Origin of the sequence: Natronococcus pandeyae (assembly GCF_008122205.1) — an archaeon.
Classification (GTDB): Archaea; Halobacteriota; Halobacteria; order Halobacteriales; family Natrialbaceae; genus Natronococcus; species Natronococcus pandeyae.
On sequence record NZ_PHNJ01000002.1, the window covers coordinates 245999 to 267768 of the forward strand.

The following is a 21770-nucleotide window of genomic DNA, read 5'->3' on the forward strand; positions in this document are numbered from 1 at the left end:
ACTATAGGCTCGACCGAGGTGTGCCGTGAACGCTTCTGGACTCGTTCGCCGGGTAACCTTCTTACGGTGAGGCGACACACACTCGCGTATGAGTACGATCTTCAGCCAGATCGTGGCGGGCGATATCCCCGCTCGAGTCGTGTACGAGGACGAGACGACGTACGCCTTTCTCGACGCCAACCCGCTGGCGCCGGGCCACACGCTCGTGATCCCGAAAGACGAGTACGAACGGCTCGACGACGTCCCCGACGACGTCGCGACGGACCTCTACGCGACGATCCACCGACTGGTTCCGGCCGTCGAAGAGAGCGTCGACGCCGACGCCACCACCGTTGCGTTCAACAACGGCGAGGCCGCCGGCCAGGAGGTGCCACACGTCCACTGTCACATCGTCCCCCGCTTCGAGGGCGACGGCGGCGGTCCCATCCACGCCGTCGCAGGCGACCGACCCGATCTCGAAGACGACGAACTCGACGACATCGCCGCAGAGATCGAGTCTCGGGCCTGAACCGCGCCGAAGACACACGGACCCGAAGACGCACGGACTTTTATCGGCCGCGCGCGAGTCGCCAGATATGTCTTCGTCTCTCGCCGACCTCGCCGCCCGGTTGCGGGCCCGGCCGATCGCCGCGACGATCGAACTCGGGAGCCTCCTCGTCTGTTGTCTGCTGTTCGTCGGCACCGTCTCGTTGCTCGCGAGCGGAGCGCCGACCGGTTCCGGAGGGCCGTGGCTCCTGATCGTCGGTGTCGGCGCCGCCTTCGTGGTGTTCTGGACGGTCCTCGTTCCGCTGTACGAGCGAACCCTATAGGAGCGTCCCGACGAGCAGATCGCCGTACACCAGCGCGATCACCAGGCCGACGAACACCGGCACGAGAAACGGCATCCCCGGCGAGATCCAGATCCGTTCCTCGGTCGTGAGCGCCTCGAGTCCGTCCCGTAACTCGTCCGCCGTCGTTCCGTAGGCCGTTCCCTCGATATCGGCGAGGAAGGCTTCGGCGCCCCAGGGGTCGTCGGACGCGCCACCGTCCGTATCGCGGGGGGGTTCGGGTGTCGCCTGCTCGAGCGGCGCCTCACCGTCGCCGGCGACGTCCGCGGTGACCGCGCCGTCTGTCGGCGGATTCGGCTCGTCCGGCAACGTCGCCGGATCACGGAACCGGTCGGGATGATCGCGAACGGCAGCGAGGGACAGACCGCGCCAGCGAAGGTACATCCGCAGTGCGTCGAGGTCGAGTCCCCCACGTGACCGGCCGTCGGGTGCCGAGAGCAGTTTGCCGTGCGCGGTCGTGGCCCGCTCCCACGGGACGGGCCAGCCGACGAACATCACGGGTGTGAGCCGACCGGCAGCGGCGTTACGGAGCGCGAGCGCGAGCGGTATCGTGACCCCGACGAGGACGGCGTTCGTCAGGATCGTGAACGAAAACGCACCGAGCGGCATCGACACGACGGGGACCGTCACCGGGCCGACCGCGTACTGGGGCACCGTCGGGAACAGCAACGCGAGGACGAGCAGGGCTTTCGCGTCCGCGCCGCCGAAGCCGCCGAACCACCAGAAGCAGTAGGCGAGCGGAACCACGAACCCCAGGCTGATCGCCGCCGGGACGAGAAACTCGTAGCTCCAGGCGTGCGCGCCGGCGTTCCAGGCGGCCCAGCCGTCCCACGCGAGCAGGACGGCGCCGAGGAGCGCGAGCGGGATCCAGACCGTACTCGAGACGCGCCGAGTCCGGACGTCGCGGACGGCCGTCCAGGCGAACACCGGAAGCGCGACGAGTCGAAGGAGATCCGGACCCGTCGCCGAGAGGCCGGCCAGTGACACGTCTCACTCTCTCGAGTGCGGCAGTGTCATTGTTTCGGCCTTCCGACTACTGGATGGGAAACCGGAGACGACGACCGGAGAACGCCTGTAGCCGAGAAACGGTAGCACTACCGCTGTGTCGCGCACAGCAAAGCGGAAAACGGAGGGGCGAGTTTAAATGACGCGGTTCTGCAGGTAGTCGAGGTGCTTTGCGTTGTACACGATCTGAACCTCGTCGGTCTCGGCGGAGCCGATGCAGGTCAGACGGACGTTCTTGTCCTCGACTTCCTCGTCCGAGAGGATCTGCTGCATGTCCATGTCGATCTCGCCCTCGTAGACGATCGCTGCACAGTTCGCACAGGCGCCTGCGCGACACGAGAAGGGCCAGTCGTAGCCCTGGGCCTCGGCGGCCTCGAGGATGTACTCGCCCTCGGCAACGTCGAGCGTACCGTAGTCCTCCTCGTCGAGGCCGGCGTCGGCAGCCTGATCGAAGAGGTCGTCGTCATCCATTTCCCAGCCCTGGTCGTCCAGTACTTCGTAGTTGAGGTATTCTACCGTGGGCATCACTCGCCGGTTCGAGGCCCGCATTGGTATAGCTTGCTGTTCGATCCGAACCGCTGCCGGCTACTGCAGGCCTCTATCTCTCAAACGGGGGATTTACGGCTAAATCAGGCTGGGCAAAAAGGCTCGAGGAGCAAACAGACGGGAATCAGTGCGCGGACGAGCGCCGAAGCGCGATCACAGTCCGAAGATCGGCACGAACCGGAACGTGAGGAACGCACCGACGGTCGAGATGACCGGTACGACGTTCTGCATGAGGATCACGCGGGCCGTCGTCGAGGGATTGAACAGGTCCGACGCCTGCGGGATGTCCTCGGGCTCCTCTTCGCCGATCTCTGGCGGTCGTTCGCCCTCCTCCTCGGCGGTGAGCGCACCGACGGAGACCCGGGTCTCCTTACCGCGAGCGGCATCGGAGATTTTGGTCGTACGAGTCGCGCGCCCCCAGCCGAGACCGATGATGCACATCGTCGCGATGACGACGAAACTGGCGGGAATTCCGATCCAGGAGAGAGCGATGACGATGGTCGAACTGATGACGGCGACGACGATCGCTGCCGTCAGCGGGAGGTTCGTGATGTCGTTTCCGAGCGTATCCAGCGTTCTGCGGGCGATCGTGAAACAGCCGACCGCGACCGCCGCCGAACCGATGAGGATCAGCGGTATCATGTCGACGTCCCCGGTGCCGTAGATCGGTGCGATCGCGTTCGCGATGTTGCTCGTCCCGGAGGAAAAGCCCATCAGACAGCCGATCACGACGACGACGAACGCGCCCGTGATCTCGCGACGATCGGCGTTCTCGCCGAACTGTAACCGCGGGAGAGCGCCGGATCGATCGACGGTGATCATCTGCCGTCCCTCTCGATTGCCTTCGATAGCGATCCACGCGTTGATCCGTGGATAGAAGTACCGTCCGATGACTCCGGCAACCCAGAAGCCGATGATCGGCGCGACGATCCACCAGATGACGATCTCGCCTAACACCGCGAGGTTGAGTTCGCCGGTCGCGAGTCCGAGTGCGGCGATGGCGCCGACGGCGGTCATCGAGGTCGAAGCGGGAACACCGACGTAGTTGCCGACGAACAGCGCGCCGCCGATGAAAAAGAGGACGGCGACGTTCGAGCGAAGCGTGAAGATCGAGGTGTCGGTAACGAGTTCCTCGCCAAGCGTGTCCACGACCTGCGGACCGATCGTGATGGCACCGAGAAAGAAGAACACCGACATGAGAGCCGCTGCCATTAATTTCGTGATGACGTTCGCACCGACGGCCGGACCGAACGCAGGACCCGTTGTCGCGCCGCCGATGTTGTAGCCAACGAACACCGCAACGAGAAGCCCCACGATAAGCAGTACTTCTGTCACATTACTACCCACATCACCCGTCCGTAAAAACACGCCTATTTGCGGCCGCAGCCGCCGGCCAGGCTCGATTCGGTCGTCACAGTCGGGAGTCGCTGATTGCGCGAGTGACCACTGGCGGCGGTTCGCCGCTGCGATCCGCTCGGAGCCGACTCCCGGTGTGCAACTGCTTCGCCTCGGTGAAGACCTGCTGCCGATCGGCGGACGACTCGTCCGGAGGGCTCCTCGAGCCGACAGTCTGCGTCACTCTCAAGGCCGAGTCACTCGAGAGCCGGCCAACTGTGGCGTCGGCTCGATCCAGTCGTCGATACATCGGGTCCATCCCGGAACAGTGTACTCCGAACGACATGCGGCGAGGCGATCCGATCCTAAAGAACTTCAACCAGTCACGCCGTGGAATACAGTATCATGTACTCCGACTGGAAACTCGTCTCGAGAGAGTGTCAGGATCGAACGGGATCGTCTCCCCAGCGTGTCAGAATCGATCCTGCCGACGAACGTCTGGGAGTCGCCCACCGCGGCTGGTCAGGTGGCGATCGGTCATGCTGAGCCCAGTCCGGGTCGACGCGGCCGTCGACCTCACCTACGGGGCACTGATCGCACTCTCGATCGTGTTGATCATGGTACTCGGCACGAACGTCGGGATCGCGTTCGGAGTGGGTGTGTTCGCCTCGTACATCGTCCACGTCGTCTGGAAGATGGCACGCTTCGATCCCGACTGGATGACCAGAGCCGTCCAGGAATCGGTCGAGGAAAGCATGGGCGAAACCGTCGAGGAACGAGTCGGCGAGACTGTCGAAAAGAGCGTGGGCGAGACTGTCGAGAAGAAGGTTGGCGAAACCGTCGAAAAGAGTGTAGGCGAGACTGTCGAGAAGAAGGTTGGCGAGACTGTCGAAAAGAGTGTGGGCGAAACCGTCGAGGAACGAGTGGGTGAGACCGTCGAAGAGACTGTCGGGGAAACTGTCGAAGAGACTGTTGGGGAAACTGTCGAAGAAACTGTCGAAGAGACTGTCGGGGAAACCGTCGAGGAACGAGTCGGCGAAACCGTCGAAAAGAAGGTCGGCGAAACCGTCGAAGAGGCCATCGAACGAACCGTTGGCGAACAGCTCGACGAGGTGCAAGCGGAGGTCGAAGCTGTCGACGAGCGAATCGACCGCCGTCCCCGCGAGGACGAAGTCGAGGAGTTGATCGACAGATCTGCCGACGACGATCAGCCAGAGCGCAACGACGACGATCAGACAGAGCGCAACGACGACGATCAGACAGAGCGCAACGACGATGATCAGCCAGAGCGCAACGACGACGGCTGATCGACGCCGAGACTGGTAGTCGCACAGACACAACACTACCGTCTCCACAGCTTTTCGGTCGTCTACCGTTTCACCACGGCCGCTCCACCACGCAATCGCTTACCGAACGACGACGACGGGCACCGGCGACTGATGAACGACCTTCTTGGCGACGTTGCCAACGTAGAGGTTATCCGCGAGCGACCCCCCGTGACTGCCGACGACGACCGTGTCGTAGTCGCCAGCACGATTGATTATTGCGCGAACAGGGTGGCCCAGAGCGTATACGGTCTCGAGTTCCGTGTCACCGTCGGCCTCCGCGACGATCTCGCGTGCCCGATCGAATATCGGCTGTGTCTGTTCCTGTGCGGCTTCCTCGAGATCGTCGGCGAGCGCAAGACCCGTCGCTGCTCCCCACATCGACGACGGTTCGCCCACGACGGTCAGGACGGTTATCTCGCCGTCCGGAAACGCCTCGAGCGCGTACTCGAGTGCGTGTTCGCTCATCTCGGAGCCGTCCATCGGAACGAGAACGCGCGAAGTCATACGCCAGCTACGACACCGACGTGAATAAACACGGCGGGACGTTAGACGAACGGAACCACGACGAAGAACCCGTAGGCCAGCAGCGTCGACATCGACGGGCCGATGATCCACATCGAGACGTACTTCACGATGGCTCGAGGGTTGAAGAGATCACCCGCATCCAGCGCTTCTTCGGACTCGTCTTCACCGATCTTGGTGACCGGGGCCTCTGGCTCTGCGGTTAGTGCTCCCATCGACAGCTCCGCGTCCGTCTCTCCCCGAATGGCCTCTCGAGCCGTGATGGGACGAGTGGCCCGTCCCCAGCCCAGGCCGACGATCGTCATCACCGAGGCCATAACGAGGCTGATCGGAATGCCGGCCCACGAGAGGAGGGTCGTGATCGTCGCGGCGGTGATCATGACGATCAGTGCTGCGAGCAGCGGAATGTCGCTGAGTTCGCTGCCGACGGACTCCATCGTCCGACGGGCGATGGTGAACCCACCCAATCCGATCGCGACCGTCGCGATGATAATGGCGGGGTTTGCCTCGAGTGCCCCGCTGCTGACCAGTGGGGCGACGGCGTTCGGGACGTTGCTCGCACCGGCGCTGAACGCCATGTAACAGCCGATGACGAAGACGACGATCGTCCCGCCCAGTTCCTGAAACGTGGTGTTCGGGCCGAGCGCTGGCCGCGGAACCGAACCGGTGCGATCGAGAGTGAGCAGCGAGCCATCGGACGCCCTGATCTCGAACCGACGGTTGAGTTCCGGATAGATGTAACGACCGATGAAGGCGCCGATCCAGAGGCCGAGGACTGGCGTGACGATCCACCACGAGACGATCCAGCCGATCGTCTCGAAGTTGGTTGTCCCGGTCGCCAGTCCGAGGCCGACGATCGCACCGACGGTGACCATCGACGTCGGAACGGGGACGCCGAAGACGTTCGCGATGAGGATCCCCAGGCCGATAAAAAAGAGGACTGCGACGCCCGCTGCAAGCGAAATCTCGATCGTGATGATGTCTCCACTCAACGTCTCCATCACGTTTCGACCGACGGTTGCACCACCGAGGAAGACGAAAAACGTCATCAGCGCGGCCGCCGAGGTCTTTTTGAGGAGGCCGGCTCCCACAGCCGGACCCCACGCGATCCCCGTCGACGAGCCACCGATATTGAAGCCGACGAAAACCGAGGCGACGATACCGACCAACAGCACGGTTTCGACCATCGATGGATGATACAGATGTCCTCGAGAAATAAGTATTGTAGCAAGTGAATGCGTTATTCGAACGAGATACCGTTCGCTAGCACCGACGACGCCGTCGGCGACCACGTGGCGATGGGGTCGGTACGTAACAGTCAGTACAGCAATTCAGTCAAACGCCCCAAAAGAACGCGATCCCGAGGACGGTCACGATCGACAGCAGCAACTGCAGCGGCGCGCCGACCCGGAAGTAGTCGCTGAAGCGGTAGCCGCCCGGTCCGTAGACGAAGAGGTTCGTCTGGTAGCCGATCGGGCCGAGGAAGGCGGTGCTCGCCGCGAAGGTGACCGCCATCACGAACGCGAACGGGTTCGCGCCGATTCCAACCGCCGCGGCCGCCGCGACGGGGATCAGCAGCACGACGCTGGCGTTGTTGCTGATGACCTCCGTGATCAATCCCGTCGCGACGTAGAACAGCCACAGCACGAGCAGCGTCGGCAGGAACCCCGCGGTCTGGACGACCAGAAAGGCGAGATAGGCCGCGGCGCCCGTTTGCTCGAGCGCGATGCCGAGCGGGATCACGCCCGCGAGCAGGAAGATGATGTCCCACTCGACGGCGTCGTACAGTTCGTTTGGATCGAGCACGCCGGTGACGACCATCGCGACCACGCCCGCGATCGCCGAGATCAGGATCGGATAGATCTCGAGGGCCGCGACTGCGACGACGCCGATCATGATGGCGACGGCAATCGGCGCCTTGTCCGCGCGGTACTCGGGACGGGGCGGCTCTCGAGCGACGATCACGTCGTCGCTCCGGGAGAGTCGATCGAGCGTGTCCGGTGGGGCCTGTACGAGGAGCGTGTCGCCGACGTCGAGTCGCTTGCCGACGATCCGATCGGCGACGAGTTCGCCGTGGCTCCGGAGTCCGAGCACTGCGGCGCCGAACTCCTCGCGGAACCGCTCGGGGTCGAGCCGTTCGCCGACCAGTTGCGAGTCCAGCGAGACGATCAGTTCCGTAAGCACGCCCTCCGACGACTCCGGCGAGAGCTCTGCGTCGGACTCCGGGCGGCCGACCGGTTCGACGCCGGCCGCGTCCTCGAGCGTCCTGATCGCGTCGCGATCCGTCCGGACGACGAGGACGTCACCCTCCTCGAGGTGCGTCTCGCGTCGCGGTGCGACGGATCGATCTCTGTGGTGGACGACCTGAACGACGTCGATCTCGGGGCCGAGGGAGTCCGACGCGTCGCCGACGGTCGCCCCCACGAGCGGCGAACCCGGGACGATCGCCACGTCGGCGATGTAGTCGCCGACCTCGTACTCCTCGAGGTAGTCCGCTCGCGGCGGAACCCGTTCGGGAAGCAGGTAGTGGCTGACGAAGACGAGGTAGAGGCCGCCGACGAGGACGACCACGATCCCGAGCTGCGTGAACTCGAACATCGAGAACCGGTGGAGTTCGGCGTACTCCTCGCCGAGCCGGGCGCTGATGTCGCTCGCGAGGATGTTCGTCGAGGTGCCGATGAGGGTGAGCATTCCGCCGACTTGCGAGGCGTACGAAAGCGGGATGAGGAGCTTCGAAGGGGACGTGTTGCCGCGGTTGGCAACGTCGGTGACGACCGGCACGAGCAGGGCGACGATCGGCGTGTTGTTCAGAAAACCCGAGGTGGGACTCGTGGCGGCGACGATCGCGACGAGCTGTTTCCTGATGTTGCCCCCCGCGAACGCGGCCATCCGTCGCCCCAGTTCCTGGACGAGCCCGGTTCGACTGATCCCGCCGCTCAGGATCAGCATCGCCAGTACCGTTATCGTCGCCTCGTTGGCAAAACCCGAGATGCCGGTCGCCGGGTCGATCCCCGTCCAGGGCTCGAGGACGACCAGCACGACGATCAGCAGAAGTGCGGTGACGTCGATCGGGAGGCGCTCGGTAACGAACAACACGAGTGCGAGGAGGACGACGCCGAGAACGACGAGAACGTCCGTCGTCAGTTCAGGCTGCGCCAAGGGCTCCTGGGCGAGCACCAGCCCCGTCGACATTGTTCACCCGGACACTGACCCGACAGGTAATAATTTCGCATGACGTGTAGACTGTGTCCGGTTGATGGTATTCGTCGAAACCGTCGGCTTTACTCGCGTCGGTCACGGGCACTCGAGTATGGATACTGACGATGCGGGCGACACGGCGTTCGAGGTGATCCCGGCGGTCGACGTCCAGGACGGCGAGGTCGTCCAGCTCGTACAGGGCGAACGCGGGACGGAGAAGACCTACGGCGATCCCGTCGGGGCCGCCCGGCGGTGGATCGACGCCGGCGCGGAGACGCTTCACCTGGTCGATCTGGACGGTGCCTTCGAGGGCGAACGCGAGAACGCCGCTGCCATCGACGCCGTGATCGACGCCGTCGACGTGCCGACCCAGCTCGGGGGCGGCATCCGGACCGCCGAGGGCGCGACCGACCTGCTCGAGCGCGGCGTCGACCGCGTCATCCTCGGGACGGCAGCGGTCGACAATCCCGACATCGTCGCCGAGATCAGCGACGAACACCCGAACAGCGTGGTCGTCAGTCTCGACGCGAAAGACGGCGAGGTCGTCGTCGAGGGCTGGACCGAAGGTGCCGGCATCACACCGGTCGAGGCCGCCGAACGGTACGAGGAACTCGGTGCCGCCGCGATCCTCTTTACGAACGTCGACGTCGAAGGGCAACTCGAGGGCGTCGCGACCGAACCCGTCCGGGAACTGGTCGAGGCAACCGAGATACCCGTGATCGCGAGCGGCGGCGTCGCGACGCTCGAGGACGTCCGAGACCTCCGGGAGACCGGTGCTGCTGCGGTGGTCGTCGGCAGCGCGCTGTACGAAGGGCAGTTTACGCTCGAGGAGGCGAAGACCGCTGTCGAGGAAGACTGAGGCTGCTGCCACGAAGCTCGGTGGGTGATAGCACACCGCTAAAAGCAAGTTGGGTGGCGGAGACGGCAACAGGAGATGCTCGAGTTCGGGATCCGACAGTCGACGACGCCCGCGCGCTGACCGACCCCGACGAGGACTACGAGTGGTGGGCCGACCGCGACGTCGACGGCGTTCGGCGGGCGCTCGCCGAGACGGAAGTCGTCGTCGGCCTCTCGTTGCTCTGCCGTCGTGGTCCAGTGCCGTACTACGAGACGGTCGGCTTCGAACTGTTCGACGGCGAAATGGAGATTCCTGAGGGCGGTACCGAGGGCCTGGTCCGGATGACCTACGGGCGGAGCGAGCAGGCTTAGAACAGATTCGGTCCCGAAAAGGTGGCAAGTCGAGTTACGTGGAACGGCGACGAGAGGGCGGTCGCTCGGTCACGAACGGTTTCGGGCGGTATCGAGGACGAGAGGCGGTCCAGACGGCTCGAGCGTGTTCATTCCTGGTTGTAGCCGTGACCAACGTAGAGGGCGGAGACGTTGATCACCAGCAACAGGAGGAACGCGAGCGAGACGTTCGGATCGCCCAGTCCACGCGCGAGCAACGGCAGGTGGACGAACGGGAGCGTGATGGCGACCCAGAACGCGAGGAACTCTGCCGGTTTCTTGAGCGAGCGGACGAGTCGGTGGCAACGGCCCTCGGATTTGGGCTTGGCTTCGGCGCCGGAGGGCGTGATCGATTCGTTCGAGAGCGGGGAGTGGTTCGACATGGGACCGGATCCTACCTCTGTGTATTCACGACCTTCACTGGAACCATCATATAAGCGGTCGAATATTGAACTGGTTTCGGATAGTTTTATCTTGCAATCGGCTGCTACCGACGTTTCGTAACTCGCTCAAAATTAGTTAGATATTTTATAACCGCTTGTGAGCCTGTTTCTCTTCCCGAGAGTGTACTGATAGTACTGGTCCGTATTCTGTCAGATCTACGGTCGCTGCAGTCGAGACGAGCGGAACCCCCTTGTACTGGCAGCGGTATCGATGCGGCATGAGCGATCGGACAGCAACGGTGACGCGTGAAACGAGCGAGACGTCGATCGAGTGTGCTATCGCGATCGACGGCAGCGGCGACGCCGACGTCGAGACCGGAATCGGCTTCTTCGATCACATGCTGACGTCGTTCGCCAAACACGGCCTGTTCGACCTCGAGGTCGAGTGCGACGGCGACCTCGAGATCGACGACCACCACACCGTCGAAGACGTCGCGATCGTCCTCGGGACGGCCATCGACGAGGCGCTCGGTGATCGGTCAGGAATCGTCCGCTACGCGGACCGGCGCGTTCCGCTCGACGAGGCCGTCGCAGGCGCCGTGGTCGACGTCAGCGGTCGACCGCGCTTTTACTTCGACGGGACGTTCTCTCAGGCGGGAGTCGGCGACTTTACGAGCGACATGGCCCGCCACTTCGGCGAGTCGCTCGCGATGAACGCCGGGCTCACCCTCCACCTCGAGGTCGACGGCGAGAACGCCCACCACGAGGTCGAGGCGCTGTTCAAGGCGCTCGCACGCAGCCTCGACGACGCGACCCGGAGCGACGAGCGGCGAGAAGGGACACCGAGCACGAAGGGGACCCTTTAGAAGCGTCAGGGACGGCGGAGTTCGCCCTCAGACTCGGTGAACTCGCCGTCTTCGAGCGCATAGTCGATAATCGCTTCGACCTCGTGGGACTCGAGATCGTACGCACCCGCAGCCAGCGATGCGACGGCCCGTCGCTCCATCGGGAACGTGCGGTTGCGAAGCAGTCGAACGACCTTGCCGTACGCCGGCGGAACGGGGTTCGATCCGGTCCGATCGGCACTCGAGCGGTTCTCGACGGCGTCTTCGTCGGCCGCCGATTCGTCAGTCTTCGGCTCGTCAGTCCTCGAGGCAGCGTTTCTCGGCTCGTCAGTCGGTGATTCGGTCGGCGAGTCGTCGTCGGTCGTCGACGCCGTTCGCTCGTGCTCGAACGTGATACCGCCGGTAGCATCGGTGGCGGCAACGTCGGAACTGGTCGCGTCCGAGTCGCGAGTCCGATCGTTCTGGGTCGACTCACCCTGGATCGACTCGCTCGGAGTGGGTCTCGAGTCCGGTCCCTCGGTCGCGTCTTCGTCGGGACGATCCGCGCCGGCACGGGCGAGCAGCGGTTCGATCAGCGTCGAAAGCTGCGTTTTGCAGTCGCCACAGAGGACGACGCGTCGTTGCTCGGCCTCGGTCGGTTCGAGTTCGGGCGGGACGATTTCGAACGTTCCGACGGCCTCGGCAGCACAGAAGTCACAGTTCTGAAGCGCACGCATGGCGACGTGGTGTCATCCGGGCGTCAAAAAACCTCCGAGAGGTGCGGGTGAGAGGGCGATCGATCGCGCGGCCCAACCACTGATCATTATACGACGGCCCGCGTACACCTGGTACTGAATGTTCGACGAGATCATGGAGAAGTTCGAGGGGTCGCCGAGCCAGCAGGCGGTTATTCGGCTGTTGCTCGAGCGAGGCTTCTCCGTCAACGACGACGGTCGGGTCGTCTCCGGTGGCATCGAGATACCGAACACGGGAATCGCGCGCGAGATCGACGTCGACCGGCGGGTCGTGGATTCGACGACCGACGCCATCCTCGAGGATCCGGAGCTGCGCCGGATCTTCCAGAACATTTCGCAGGTGCCGAGTCTGATGGATCTCGCACCCGTTCTGGATCTGACGGTGCTATCGATCGCGGTCGACGACGCCGAACAGGAGGGGATCGTCGCCCAGATTACGGGAACGCTCGCCGACCACGGCATCACGATCCGGCAGACGATCAGCGAGGATCCGGAGTTCACCGACGAACCGCGACTCTATCTGGTGACCGATCAGGATCTGCCGGGCGAGGTCATTACCGAAATCCGTGACCTCGAGTTCGTCCGGAAGATCGAACTGCAGTAAATTCGCCGGTCGGCGGGAGCGGAGGTCTCACTCGACAGCGGGCGCATCTTCCTCGAGAAGCGTCCGGAGCGTGGACGTGAGCTCCTCGAACCGTTCCATCGACATGTTGTCAGTCGTCACCCAGACACCGTGTGATCCGTGGATGATTCGTGTCAGGTAGCCGTTCTCGAACATCCGAATCGTCGCTTCGTACTCCCCGAGTTGCGTGTTGCGGTACGCAGACTGGGAGCGAAATCCCATCCGCTCGTGCTCGGCAAAGCCGACGAGATCTGCGGTTTGATCGAGATCTGACCGGAGATACACCTGTTCGACGTCATCCTCGGTAAAGTACGTGATACTTCGAAGTTCGTCACCGACGGCGGTGCGACAGGCACTGCGCAATTCATCAGTAAACTGTGAATCGATGGACCCATCCGACATGTGTGTTCATACCACAGCAGGAGTAATATATAATACGTCGGCTTGAACAACACATCGAGTCGGTGCGGGCCACTAATTCGGCGGTTGACCGCGGGGACCGGTGGGCTCTTTTCCGTGGCGAGAATAGCGCCACCATGATCGATCCGGGGCGCGATCGGGGTGTGCGGGCGTGAGCGAGACGTACCGAACCGTCACCGAACCCGCGACCGCCAGCTTCGTCGTCCAGGGGTCGGAGTTCCTCGGGCACGTTCGGCCAGTCGAATCCGTCGACGCCGCGGAGGCGTTCGTCGACACCGTCGAGAGGGAGTACGCCGACGCGACCCACAACGTCCCCGCCTATCGGGTGCGAGCCGATTCCGGGGGGGAGTTTCTGCGGGAGTACTCGAGCGACGACGGCGAGCCGTCCGGATCGGCGGGTAAGCCGGCGTTGAACGTCCTCGACCAACAGGACATCGAGAACTGTGCGGTCGTCGTCACCCGTTACTACGGCGGAACGAACCTCGGTGTCGGCGGCCTCGTCCGGGCCTACTCCCGCGCAGTGAAAGACGCCGTCGAGGAGGCCGGCATCGTCGAGGAGCGTCCCCACGAGCAGGTGGAGATCACTGTCGAGTACGACGACTCGGGCACGGTGCGCGGTATTTTAGAGAGCGAGGGCCTCGAGTTCGACGCCGACTACGAGGCTGACGTCTCGTTTAGGGTTCGAGTGCCGCTCGCCGAGGCCGAGGCGCTGCGCGACCGGATTCGAAGCGCGACGAGCGGCCGGGCCGACCTCGAGTGAGTCAGTGCCGTCGACGGATCACGGCACGAGCCGCGCGTCCGCACCGGCGGTCTCGAGCCGCCGTTCGATCGTCTCGCGGACGGCCTCGAGGTCGGCGAGTTCCGAGCGCTCGAGGCGAACGTCGAACAGCCCGCGGTCGAGGACGAGTTCGTCCTCGTGCAGTCGGACGTGCGAGACATCCTCCCAGGGGACGAACGTCTTCGTAAACGGTCGTTGCTTGACGAGCCCGTTCTCGTGGATCCGGATCTCCGGTGTAGCGCCCCAGCGGGTCTGCCACCGCCCCTCGACGAGGCCACCGACGATCCAGCCCATCGTGATCAGAACCCAGACGACGGTGGCGGTCCAGTTCCCGCCGGCGGCGTTGATCAGCGCCAGGACCAGCCAGCCGAGGGCGACGAGCGTGTAGGCCATTCCACCGCCCGGCGGGGTCCACCGCCACGAGTCGGCCGGTTCGTCCGCGGTAACCGCCTCCACGTACTCGGTCCGGGCCAGTTCGCCGAGGACGTATCCCAGCACGAGAAGCGAGAGCGACGACCCGGTCGCGACGAAGGGGGACGCGATCGGCGACCACGACGAGGCGACGGTCGCTGCGCCGACCAGTCCCGGAATCCCCGGAACGACCAGGAGGGCGCGACGACGTCGGTTCCGACCGAGGCGGATCGGGAGGCGCTCGTCGGCTCGCGCGACGACGACGCCGGCGACCGCCCCGGTTGCGAGACCGCCCAGGAAGACCGCGGCGAGGGCGGTGCTCGAGGCGGACTGGGCCGCGGCCACCGACGCCGCGACACCGCCGAGGAGAACGCCGGCGTAGAGCGCGACGACGGCGCGAAACCCCGCGCTTAAGCGAGTAGAACCACTGGCGAGGGAGTTCAAGGGAGTCATACGACGCCGTATGCCGAACGAGTTAAAATAGTGACGGGATCGCCGATCCGGTTACGCGTCGCCGGCGGCCGGCGCGGTCGTCTCCGCGTCGGTTTCCTCGAGGTCGGCCCGCGAACGGTTTCGGTAGGTCAACGCCACGAGCATCGCCAGACCGACGGCACGCAGCGAGACGGTGATCTCGAAGACCGTCAACGCCGATGGAACGCCGACGAGCGCGAGAATCCCTTCGGCGATGAGGATCGGGATCTCCGGTACCATCAGCAGGATCGAAGCGATCGAATAGAGTCCCCGTCCGGTCGGCGTGATCTTCGAGTACTGGTAGCCGATGATCGTCGCCCCGAGGGCGTAGACGCCGAGGAACATCCCGATCACGGGAATCACGACATCCGGGACGAAGAAGCCGACGTCGGTGATATCGGCCCAGCCGATAATCCACCAGTTCTCGAGCGACTCGACGCGGATCAGGAGGATGCCCGGCGAGAAGACGAACGCGAACGGGACGAGCACCTTGTTCAGCGAGAGCAGGAACGCGGTCACCGCCGTCTTCATTTCCTCGGCTTTCGCGACGCCGGCGCCGGCGAAGGCCGCGACCGCGACCGGCGGCGTGACGTCGGCCATCAGTCCCCAGTAGAGGATGAACAGGTGGGCCGCGAGAACGAAGACGCCCGCCTCGAGGAGCGGCGTCTCGAGCATCGCGACCAGGATGATGTACATCGCGGTCGTCGGCATGCCCATCCCGAAGAGGATGGAGGCGATACCCGTCAGGGTGAGCAACACGAGCATCGACCCGCCGCTGACCGACCCGATGAGGGCCGCGAGGTTCGGACCGAGGCCGGAGATGCTGATGACCCCCGGCACGACGCCGGCGGCGGCGACGGCGACGACGACCGTCGTCGCGGTTCTGGCACCCGAGTCCATCGACTTGAGGACGAACGTCCCGAGGCGGTAGGCCGTGTTGGTCGCCAGCTGCGGTCGTCCGATCGCCGTCGCGCTCCGTTTCGCCGCGGAGTCGACCTCGTCGTCCAGTTCGAGCAGCGGGGCGTGGATGTTCGGTCGAGCGACCAGGAACGCCGCACTGACGAGGATCGTAATCGTCCCGAGGTCGCCCGCCGCCGCCATCGCCGCACCGCCCAGCGAGTAGGCTTCCGTAGCAACGTCGGCCCCGGTGACGGCCTGAACAGTGCCGAGGAGACCGGTTCCGAACGTGACGAACGCCGCAGCCTGTGCGAGATAGACCGCGGTGATCGCTCCCAGCAGCGGGACGCGGGTGCGCTCGTTGTACGCCGCCACGAGTGCGAGCAGGGCGATGACGGACACGATCGTCAGCCAGCCGGCCCGGTTGATCGAGAAGCGGGCGATCATCAGGAAGTACAGCAGCAAGATAATCGGGACCAGGTAGAACCAGCCCGCCCGAAGGTTCGAACGCGGGTCGGGCAGTTCGGCTCGCGGCAGACCGCCGATTCCGGCCCGGATCGCCTCGAAGTGGACCATGACCCACATTCCGAAGAAGAAGGCGATCGCGGGCAGCGTCGCGGCGATGATCACGTCCGGATACGGCGTCCCCGTGAGTTCGACGATGAGGAACGCCGCCGCGCCCATCACGGGCGGCAGCATCTGTCCGCCGGAGGACGAGGACGATTCGACGGCGCCGGAGAACTCCGGCGAGTAGCCCGACCGCTTCATCAGCGGGATCGTGAACGCGCCCGTCGTCACCGTGTTGGCGATCGACGATCCCGAGAGCATCCCCATGAAGCCGCTCGAGACGACGCTGGCTTTCGCCGGACCGCCTTCCCTGGTGCCGGTCAGGGAGTACGCCATGTCGATGAACCACTTCCCGGCACCGCTCATCTCGAGGAAGGCGCCGAAGAGGATGAAGATGTAGATGAACCGGACGCTGACCTCGACGGGCGTGCTCATGACCCCGGCCTCGGTCGTGTACCAGAGGTTCCGGACGATGTTCCCCCAGGATTCGGGCTGGATCGCCAGGGTGCCGAGCGCGGAGTCTCGTGGAATGAGGTAGCCCCACCGCGCGTAGACGATGAACGACGCGACGAGTGACATGAGCAGGAACCCGAGCGTCCGCCGGGTCGCCTCGAGCACCAGCAGGAGCCCCAGAACACCCATCAGGTAGGCGTAGGAGACCTCGTCGAGTGGGATGCCCAGCGAGGCGATCGCCATGACCAGCGGCTCGAGGACGGGATAGGTCTCGTGGAGCGCCGGAATTCCGTGGATACCGCGGAGCGCCGAGCGGTCGATCTCGCTGTAGCTGGTTGCGGTGTAGTACGCGGGAAGGAGCGAGAGGAAGATGAGCGCGGCGTCGAGCGGCGTGATTCGCCGGAGCGAGGGGTCGAGGGCCGCCCAGCGGACGCCGTCGCCGAGTCGCTCGATGCCTCGAGTCAGCGCGCTCTCGGTTCCAAACCGGTCGCGAGCGGCGGGTTCGATCGCTCCGAGTCGACGGGCGACGAACCCGTCGCCACGGCTCGCGGGAAACAGCAGGAAGGCGAGTATCAGCGCGAACGTGACGTGGACCGTATACACCTGCAGCGGTTGAAAGGAGAGGAGGGTGAACTCGCCGATGCCCGGAAGCGTGCCGCCGAAACGGTAGGTTCGGGCGGCGATCCACATCTGAAACGCCGAGAAACTGATCCCGATCAGGGCGACGAGAACGAGCGCCGCCCCCTGGAGCGACCGCCGTCGTTCGACCTCCTGTAGGAGTTCCTCCTGTTCCTCTTCCGAAAGTGCGTTGGTATCGCGGTTGTCTACGCTCATAGCGAGTCCATCATACGTATATCAGTCATCTCTAGTGTCGGTCGGAGAACGTGGTCGGCGATCGCGTCCCCCAGCGATCGATCGGCGACCGAAATCGTGACCGGACCGTCCGAGAGCGCGACCAGATCGTACCGCTCGCCGTCGACGACGAGTTCGTGTCCGGCGATCGAGCCGGGAACGACACCGAGTTCCTCGTAGGTGTCGTCAAGTTCGAGGACGAACCCCTCGTCGGTCTGTTCGATCTGGCTGTCGGTCGGGAGCCCCGCCCCGTGGGAGTGGAACACCATCCGGTCCATCCGAAGCGCCGTTCCGTCAACGACGTAGATGTCCTCGATCGGTGTCTTTTCGACGCTGTGTGTGTACGAAAGCGTCACTTCGTCCCCGTCGTCCGCCGGCACTTCGAGAAGGTGGGTTCCCGATTCCGCGTCGGCGACCACGACAGTTCGGTCCGCCGTCGCGGCCGACCCTGCAGCCGTGGCCCCGGCGACAGCGACGGCTAGTACTACCGAGATCACGACGAGACGTCGGGGAACGGATCGATCCACGGTCGATAACGGAACTGTAGTTTGGTTCGATCCTTAGCCGAAGTACGCTTCGGCGCCCGGATGAAGGTCGATCGGCATCCCGTCCTGTGCGGACTCGACGTCGATGAACTCCTCTTTCTGCGTGACGCCGTCGGTGTTCTCGAAGATCGCCTCGGTGATCTCCTCGACAATCCCCTCGTCGACGGCCTCGTGCGTGGCGATCATCGCCTGCACGGAGATGGTCTCGACGTCCTCGTCGACGTCCTCGTACGTTCCTTCCGGGATTGTGTCCTCGGCGAACCACTCCGCCTCGTCCATCGCGCTGTCACGGATGTCGCCCGAAATTTCGACCAGCGAGATGTCGTCCGTCGTCGCGAGTTCCTCGATGGAACCGACCGGCCAGCCGCCGACGACGAACGCGGCGTCGACGTCGCCGTCGCGGATCTGATCGGCCGCCGAGTCGAAGTCCGAGTTCATTTCGTCGAAATCGTCGATACCCGCGCTCTCGAGAATCTGGAGCGCGTTGACTTGGGTCCCGCTGCCGGAGTCACCGGTGTTGATCGTCGCACCCTCGAGGTCTTCGACGGTCTCGATGCCGGAGTCGGCCTGGGTGATGACGTGGATCGTCTCCGGGTACAACGTCGCGACGCCACGGATGTTCTCCATCGCTTCCCCCTCGAGTTCCTCGAGGCCCGTCCCGTGGTACGCGAAGTACGCGATGTCGTTCTGGATCAGTCCGAACTCGGCCTCCTCGCGGTGGAGGCTGCCGACGTTCTCCGTACTGGCACCGGTCGACTGCACCTGAAGCCCGTGCGGCGTGTGTTCCTCGACGATGCTCTTGAAGTCGCCCGATAGCGGGTAGTACGTTCCACCGGTCCCGCCGGCGAGCCACGAGATGACCTCTCCACCATCCGGATCAGCATCTTCGAGATCTTCGTCGTCTCCGTTCTCTTCGTCGTCCCCGTTCTCTCCGTTCTCTTCGTCGACGGCGTCTTCACCGATACAACCCGCGAATCCAGCGATTCCTGCAGCCCCACCAATCGCGACGAACTCGCGCCGCTTGATATGTCTAACCATACGGAATATATAATGTGGAATTCGTTAATAGCTGCTTCGGATTTTGTCTGTTCGTTAATATTGTAATGAATTGCATAATAAATAATACACAGGGGCGTACTCGGTGCTGCGTTCGCCGATACTCGTGGCGGGTAATCTGCAGTTAGAAGAAACGAACGTCCGTTTGGACGTCGACACGAAACTGGAGAGATCCGTGTCAACAGACGTCGGTTGTGTTCCGAGATTGGTTCGAATCGAAATACTTTCCCATCTGTCACGACGGGTGTTGGCATGAACCGAATCGAAGCAGGCGATTACTACGACGTGGTTCACGTCGCGGATCCGCAGCCCTCACCGAGCGGTGAGCGGGTCGCGTTCGTGCGACGAACACCCGAAGACGACGAGACGAACGAGGCGACGATCTACGTCGTCCCCGTCGGTGGCGGCGAACCCAGACAGTTCACCGCCGCCGACGGCGTCGACGGCGAACCCCGATGGAGTCCCGACGGTACCCGGCTCGCGTTCACCAGCACGCGCGGCGAGGGCGACCGACAGCAGCTATGGATCCTCCCGACGACCGGCGGCGAGGCGCGGCGGGTCACCAGCGTCGTCGGCGGCGTCAGCGGCCTCGAGTGGAGTCCCGACGGCTCCCAACTGCTCTTCACCCAGCGGGTGAGCGAATCCGACCGCGAGGAGGGACGCGACCGCGCGGTCGACGCGGAGTACGAACCGGAGACGCCGGACCCGCGGGTGATCGACCGAATGATCTACCGCGCCGGGACGGAGTACGTCGACGGCCGGCGGAGCCACGTCTACGTGCTCGACGTCGAAGCGGCACTCGAGGGGGACGTCGATCCCACGGAGGAAGACGACAGTGCGGGCGGCGCTATTACTCGACTGACGGATGGAGATACCGACTACGTCGAGCCGACGTGGGGCGACGGCGAGACGGTCTACTACGCCGCCAAGACGGGCGAGCAGCCCGACGACTCGATCACGTACGACCTGTTCGAGCACGATCTGAGCGAGGCGCGACGCGTCTCGGACAGTGAAACGAACCGCGAGAACGGCGAGGCCGAGGCCTTCACGCAGACGACGGGCTGGATCAGCGGACTCGACGCGACCGAAGACGGACGGGTCGCGTTCGAGTACACGCCCGAAGAGAAGCTGACGCTGGGCCAGACCGAACTTCGGGTTCACGACCGCGACGGCGGGACCGAAACGACGCCCACCGAATCGCTCGACCGAACGATCAGTCACAAATCGACCTTCGAGTGGGAGCCCGACGGCGAACGGCTCTACTTCACCACACCCAACGAGGGCTCACGAGTGCTCTGGTCGGTTCCTGGAGACGGGAGCGACGACCCCACCAAAATTTACGGCGACGACGTCACCGTCGAGGCGTTCTCGGTCGGTTCCGACGTCGTCGCCTACGCCCAGAGCGAGTGGGACCATCCGGGCGACGTCTTCGTCACGACCCGTGGCGGGAACGAAACGACGCGGCTGACTCGTATCAACGACACGTACCTCACGGATCGGGCGGTTTCACAGCCCGAAGAGGTGTGGTTCGAGAGCGACGGAAACGATATTCAGGGCTGGATCCTCACACCGCCGGATTTCGACCCCGACGAAACGTACCCGCTGGTCGTCGAGATTCACGGCGGGCCTCACTCTCAGTGGACGACCGCGGGGACGATGTGGCACGAGTTCCAGACGCTCGCCGCGCGGGGGTACGTCGTCTTCTGGTCGAACCCCCGCGGTTCGACGGGCTACGGCGAGGCCCACGCGAGCGCCATCGAGCGCGACTGGGGCGACGTCACCCTAACCGACGTGCTCGCGGGTGTCGATACAGTCTGCGAGCGCGACTACGTCGACTCCGAGGAACTATTCGTCACTGGCGGCAGCTTCGGCGGCTTCATGACCGCGTGGACGGTCACGCAGACCGACCGCTTCGAAGCCGCCGTCTCCCAGCGCGGCGTCTACGATCTCACCGGATTCTACGGCTCGACGGACGCGTTCAAGCTCGTCGAGGGCGACTTCGGGACGACGCCGTGGGAGGAACCCGAGTTCCTCTGGGAGCGCTCGCCCGTCGCCCACGTGCCGAACGTCGAGACGCCGACGCTCGTGATGCACTCCGACCGGGACTACCGGACGCCCGCGAACACCGCCGAACTGTTCTACCTCGGCCTGCAGAAACACGGTGTCGACACCCGACTCGTCCGATACCCCCGTGAGGGGCACGAACTCTCCCGCAGCGGCGAACCCGGTCACGTCGTCGACCGCCTCGAGCGGATCGCCCGCTGGTTCGACGGCTACTCCGACTACCACGAGTCCGCGCCCGCACTCGAGCGTGAGCGAGACGCCGACCTCTCGGCCGGAGCGAGCGAAAACAGCACGGACGAGTAACGCTGACAAGGAGCGTTTCGACTCGAGATCGACGATCGAAACCGCCCGACTGAGTCGTGGTTCGACCGGAAACGAAGGGGTTCAGGGAACAGACCTACGGGACCGACAGTCGTACGACTCGGTATGGATCGAAACGTTGGCGGCTTCGACCGCGTGCTGCGAGTCGTACTCGGCGTCGCCCTGTTGATCGTTGGCTACCAGAACCGCAAAAAGACGGCCGGGACCCTGGCGTTCGTCGCCGGGAGCGACATCACCGCGACGGCGATCATCCAGCGCTGTCCCGCAAACGCACTCCTGGGGATCGACACCTGCCAGTAACGCTCTCGGCGTCGACGAATCGATCGCCTCACGATGAATCGGTGACCGCGAAAAACGACGCAC

23 protein-coding genes are annotated in these 21770 nt (G+C 64.3%); 10 read left to right on the plus strand and 13 right to left on the minus strand.

Features of this window, described 5'->3' with window-relative positions:
• Positions 1–88: 88 nt before the first annotated feature.
• Together CV102_RS04775 and CV102_RS04780 are read left to right on the plus strand one after the other, a co-directional pair.
• On the plus strand, positions 89–508 hold the full coding sequence (locus CV102_RS04775; RefSeq protein ID WP_148856755.1) for an HIT family protein: 420 nt from the start codon (positions 89–91) through the stop codon (positions 506–508).
• A gap of 67 nt (positions 509–575) precedes the next feature.
• Positions 576–809: a hypothetical protein gene (locus CV102_RS04780; protein WP_148856756.1), complete on the plus strand. Its 234-nt coding sequence runs from the start codon at positions 576–578 to the stop codon at positions 807–809.
• Here the strand turns inward: CV102_RS04780 and CV102_RS04785 are convergent.
• The 3 genes from CV102_RS04785 to CV102_RS04795 all read right to left on the minus strand — a co-directional run bounded on the left by CV102_RS04785 (position 804) and on the right by CV102_RS04795 (position 3713).
• The gene (locus CV102_RS04785; protein WP_148856757.1) at positions 804–1814 is read right to left on the minus strand and encodes an A24 family peptidase C-terminal domain-containing protein; all 1011 of its coding nucleotides are present in this window, start codon (positions 1812–1814) and stop codon (positions 804–806) included. The genes CV102_RS04780 and CV102_RS04785 overlap by 6 nt on opposite strands.
• 153 nt (positions 1815–1967) lie before the next feature.
• Positions 1968–2357 carry a ferredoxin Fer gene (gene fer / locus CV102_RS04790; RefSeq protein ID WP_148856758.1) on the minus strand — a complete coding sequence of 130 codons (390 nt, stop codon included), beginning with the start codon at positions 2355–2357 and terminating at the stop codon, positions 1968–1970.
• 174 nt (positions 2358–2531) lie between these two features.
• Entirely contained in the window at positions 2532–3713 is a 1182-nt protein-coding gene (locus tag CV102_RS04795; protein WP_148856759.1) for an inorganic phosphate transporter, read from the minus strand.
• A gap of 539 nt (positions 3714–4252) precedes the next feature.
• Between CV102_RS04795 and CV102_RS04800 the strand changes: the two genes are divergently transcribed.
• Positions 4253–5020, plus strand: coding sequence for a hypothetical protein (locus CV102_RS04800; protein ID WP_233710630.1), 768 nt, complete (start codon positions 4253–4255; stop codon positions 5018–5020).
• 99 nt (positions 5021–5119) lie between these two features.
• On the opposite strand, the gene CV102_RS04805 is transcribed toward CV102_RS04800, so the two are convergent.
• From CV102_RS04805 to CV102_RS04815, 3 genes are all read right to left on the minus strand, one after another.
• Positions 5120–5545, minus strand: coding sequence for a universal stress protein (locus CV102_RS04805; RefSeq protein WP_148856760.1), 426 nt, complete (start codon positions 5543–5545; stop codon positions 5120–5122).
• Positions 5546–5586: 41 nt separating this feature from the next.
• The gene (locus CV102_RS04810) at positions 5587–6750 is read right to left on the minus strand and encodes an inorganic phosphate transporter (RefSeq protein ID WP_148856761.1); all 1164 of its coding nucleotides are present in this window, start codon (positions 6748–6750) and stop codon (positions 5587–5589) included.
• A 148-nt stretch (positions 6751–6898) separates the two neighbouring features.
• Complete coding sequence (locus CV102_RS04815; RefSeq protein WP_148856762.1) at positions 6899–8755, minus strand: SLC13 family permease; 1857 nt, start codon at positions 8753–8755, stop codon at positions 6899–6901.
• A gap of 64 nt (positions 8756–8819) precedes the next feature.
• Between CV102_RS04815 and hisA the strand changes: the two genes are divergently transcribed.
• Together hisA and CV102_RS04825 are read left to right on the plus strand one after the other, a co-directional pair.
• Complete coding sequence (hisA, locus tag CV102_RS04820) at positions 8820–9620, plus strand: 1-(5-phosphoribosyl)-5-[(5-phosphoribosylamino)methylideneamino]imidazole-4-carboxamide isomerase (RefSeq protein ID WP_148856763.1); 801 nt, start codon at positions 8820–8822, stop codon at positions 9618–9620.
• A 20-nt stretch (positions 9621–9640) separates the two neighbouring features.
• Positions 9641–9970 (plus strand): hypothetical protein, encoded by a 330-nt coding sequence (locus CV102_RS04825; protein WP_233710631.1) that lies wholly within the window; start codon positions 9641–9643, stop codon positions 9968–9970.
• Between the two features lie 128 nt (positions 9971–10098).
• Here CV102_RS04825 and CV102_RS04830 read toward each other — a convergent pair whose 3' ends face one another.
• Positions 10099–10371, minus strand: coding sequence for a hypothetical protein (locus CV102_RS04830; RefSeq protein ID WP_148856764.1), 273 nt, complete (start codon positions 10369–10371; stop codon positions 10099–10101).
• A 278-nt stretch (positions 10372–10649) separates the two neighbouring features.
• Here CV102_RS04830 and hisB point away from each other — a divergent pair, with 278 nt between their 5' ends.
• A complete protein-coding gene (gene hisB, locus CV102_RS04835) occupies positions 10650–11237 on the plus strand; it encodes an imidazoleglycerol-phosphate dehydratase HisB (protein ID WP_148856765.1) in 588 nt (195 codons plus the stop codon).
• 5 nt (positions 11238–11242) lie between these two features.
• Here the strand turns inward: hisB and CV102_RS04840 are convergent, their stop codons facing one another.
• Positions 11243–11932 carry a hypothetical protein gene (locus CV102_RS04840; protein ID WP_148856766.1) on the minus strand — a complete coding sequence of 230 codons (690 nt, stop codon included), beginning with the start codon at positions 11930–11932 and terminating at the stop codon, positions 11243–11245.
• 118 nt (positions 11933–12050) lie between these two features.
• Between CV102_RS04840 and CV102_RS04845 the strand changes: the two genes are divergently transcribed.
• Entirely contained in the window at positions 12051–12554 is a 504-nt protein-coding gene (locus CV102_RS04845) for an amino acid-binding protein (protein ID WP_148856767.1), read from the plus strand.
• 27 nt (positions 12555–12581) lie between these two features.
• Here CV102_RS04845 and CV102_RS04850 read toward each other — a convergent pair whose 3' ends face one another.
• The gene (locus tag CV102_RS04850) at positions 12582–12974 is read right to left on the minus strand and encodes a DUF7522 family protein (protein ID WP_148856768.1); all 393 of its coding nucleotides are present in this window, start codon (positions 12972–12974) and stop codon (positions 12582–12584) included.
• Positions 12975–13143: 169 nt separating this feature from the next.
• Between CV102_RS04850 and CV102_RS04855 the strand changes: the two genes are divergently transcribed.
• Positions 13144–13752: an IMPACT family protein gene (locus CV102_RS04855; protein WP_148856769.1), complete on the plus strand. Its 609-nt coding sequence runs from the start codon at positions 13144–13146 to the stop codon at positions 13750–13752.
• A gap of 18 nt (positions 13753–13770) precedes the next feature.
• On the opposite strand, the gene CV102_RS04860 is transcribed toward CV102_RS04855, so the two are convergent.
• The 4 genes from CV102_RS04860 to CV102_RS04875 all read right to left on the minus strand — a co-directional run bounded on the left by CV102_RS04860 (position 13771) and on the right by CV102_RS04875 (position 19004).
• Entirely contained in the window at positions 13771–14634 is an 864-nt protein-coding gene (locus tag CV102_RS04860; RefSeq protein ID WP_148856770.1) for a hypothetical protein, read from the minus strand.
• A 51-nt stretch (positions 14635–14685) separates the two neighbouring features.
• Positions 14686–17403, minus strand: a complete 2718-nt coding sequence (locus CV102_RS04865; protein WP_148856771.1) for a TRAP transporter permease — start codon at positions 17401–17403, stop codon at positions 14686–14688.
• Entirely contained in the window at positions 17400–17918 is a 519-nt protein-coding gene (locus CV102_RS04870; protein WP_233710632.1) for a DUF1850 domain-containing protein, read from the minus strand. The genes CV102_RS04865 and CV102_RS04870 overlap by 4 nt, the downstream gene beginning before the upstream one ends.
• Before the next feature lie 63 nt (positions 17919–17981).
• Positions 17982–19004 (minus strand): TAXI family TRAP transporter solute-binding subunit, encoded by a 1023-nt coding sequence (locus tag CV102_RS04875; protein WP_148856773.1) that lies wholly within the window; start codon positions 19002–19004, stop codon positions 17982–17984.
• 270 nt (positions 19005–19274) lie between these two features.
• Between CV102_RS04875 and CV102_RS04880 the strand changes: the two genes are divergently transcribed.
• The gene (locus CV102_RS04880) at positions 19275–21389 is read left to right on the plus strand and encodes a S9 family peptidase (protein WP_148856774.1); all 2115 of its coding nucleotides are present in this window, start codon (positions 19275–19277) and stop codon (positions 21387–21389) included.
• Positions 21390–21512: 123 nt separating this feature from the next.
• Positions 21513–21707: a YgaP family membrane protein gene (locus tag CV102_RS04885; protein WP_148856775.1), complete on the plus strand. Its 195-nt coding sequence runs from the start codon at positions 21513–21515 to the stop codon at positions 21705–21707.
• Positions 21708–21770 lie beyond the last annotated feature (63 nt).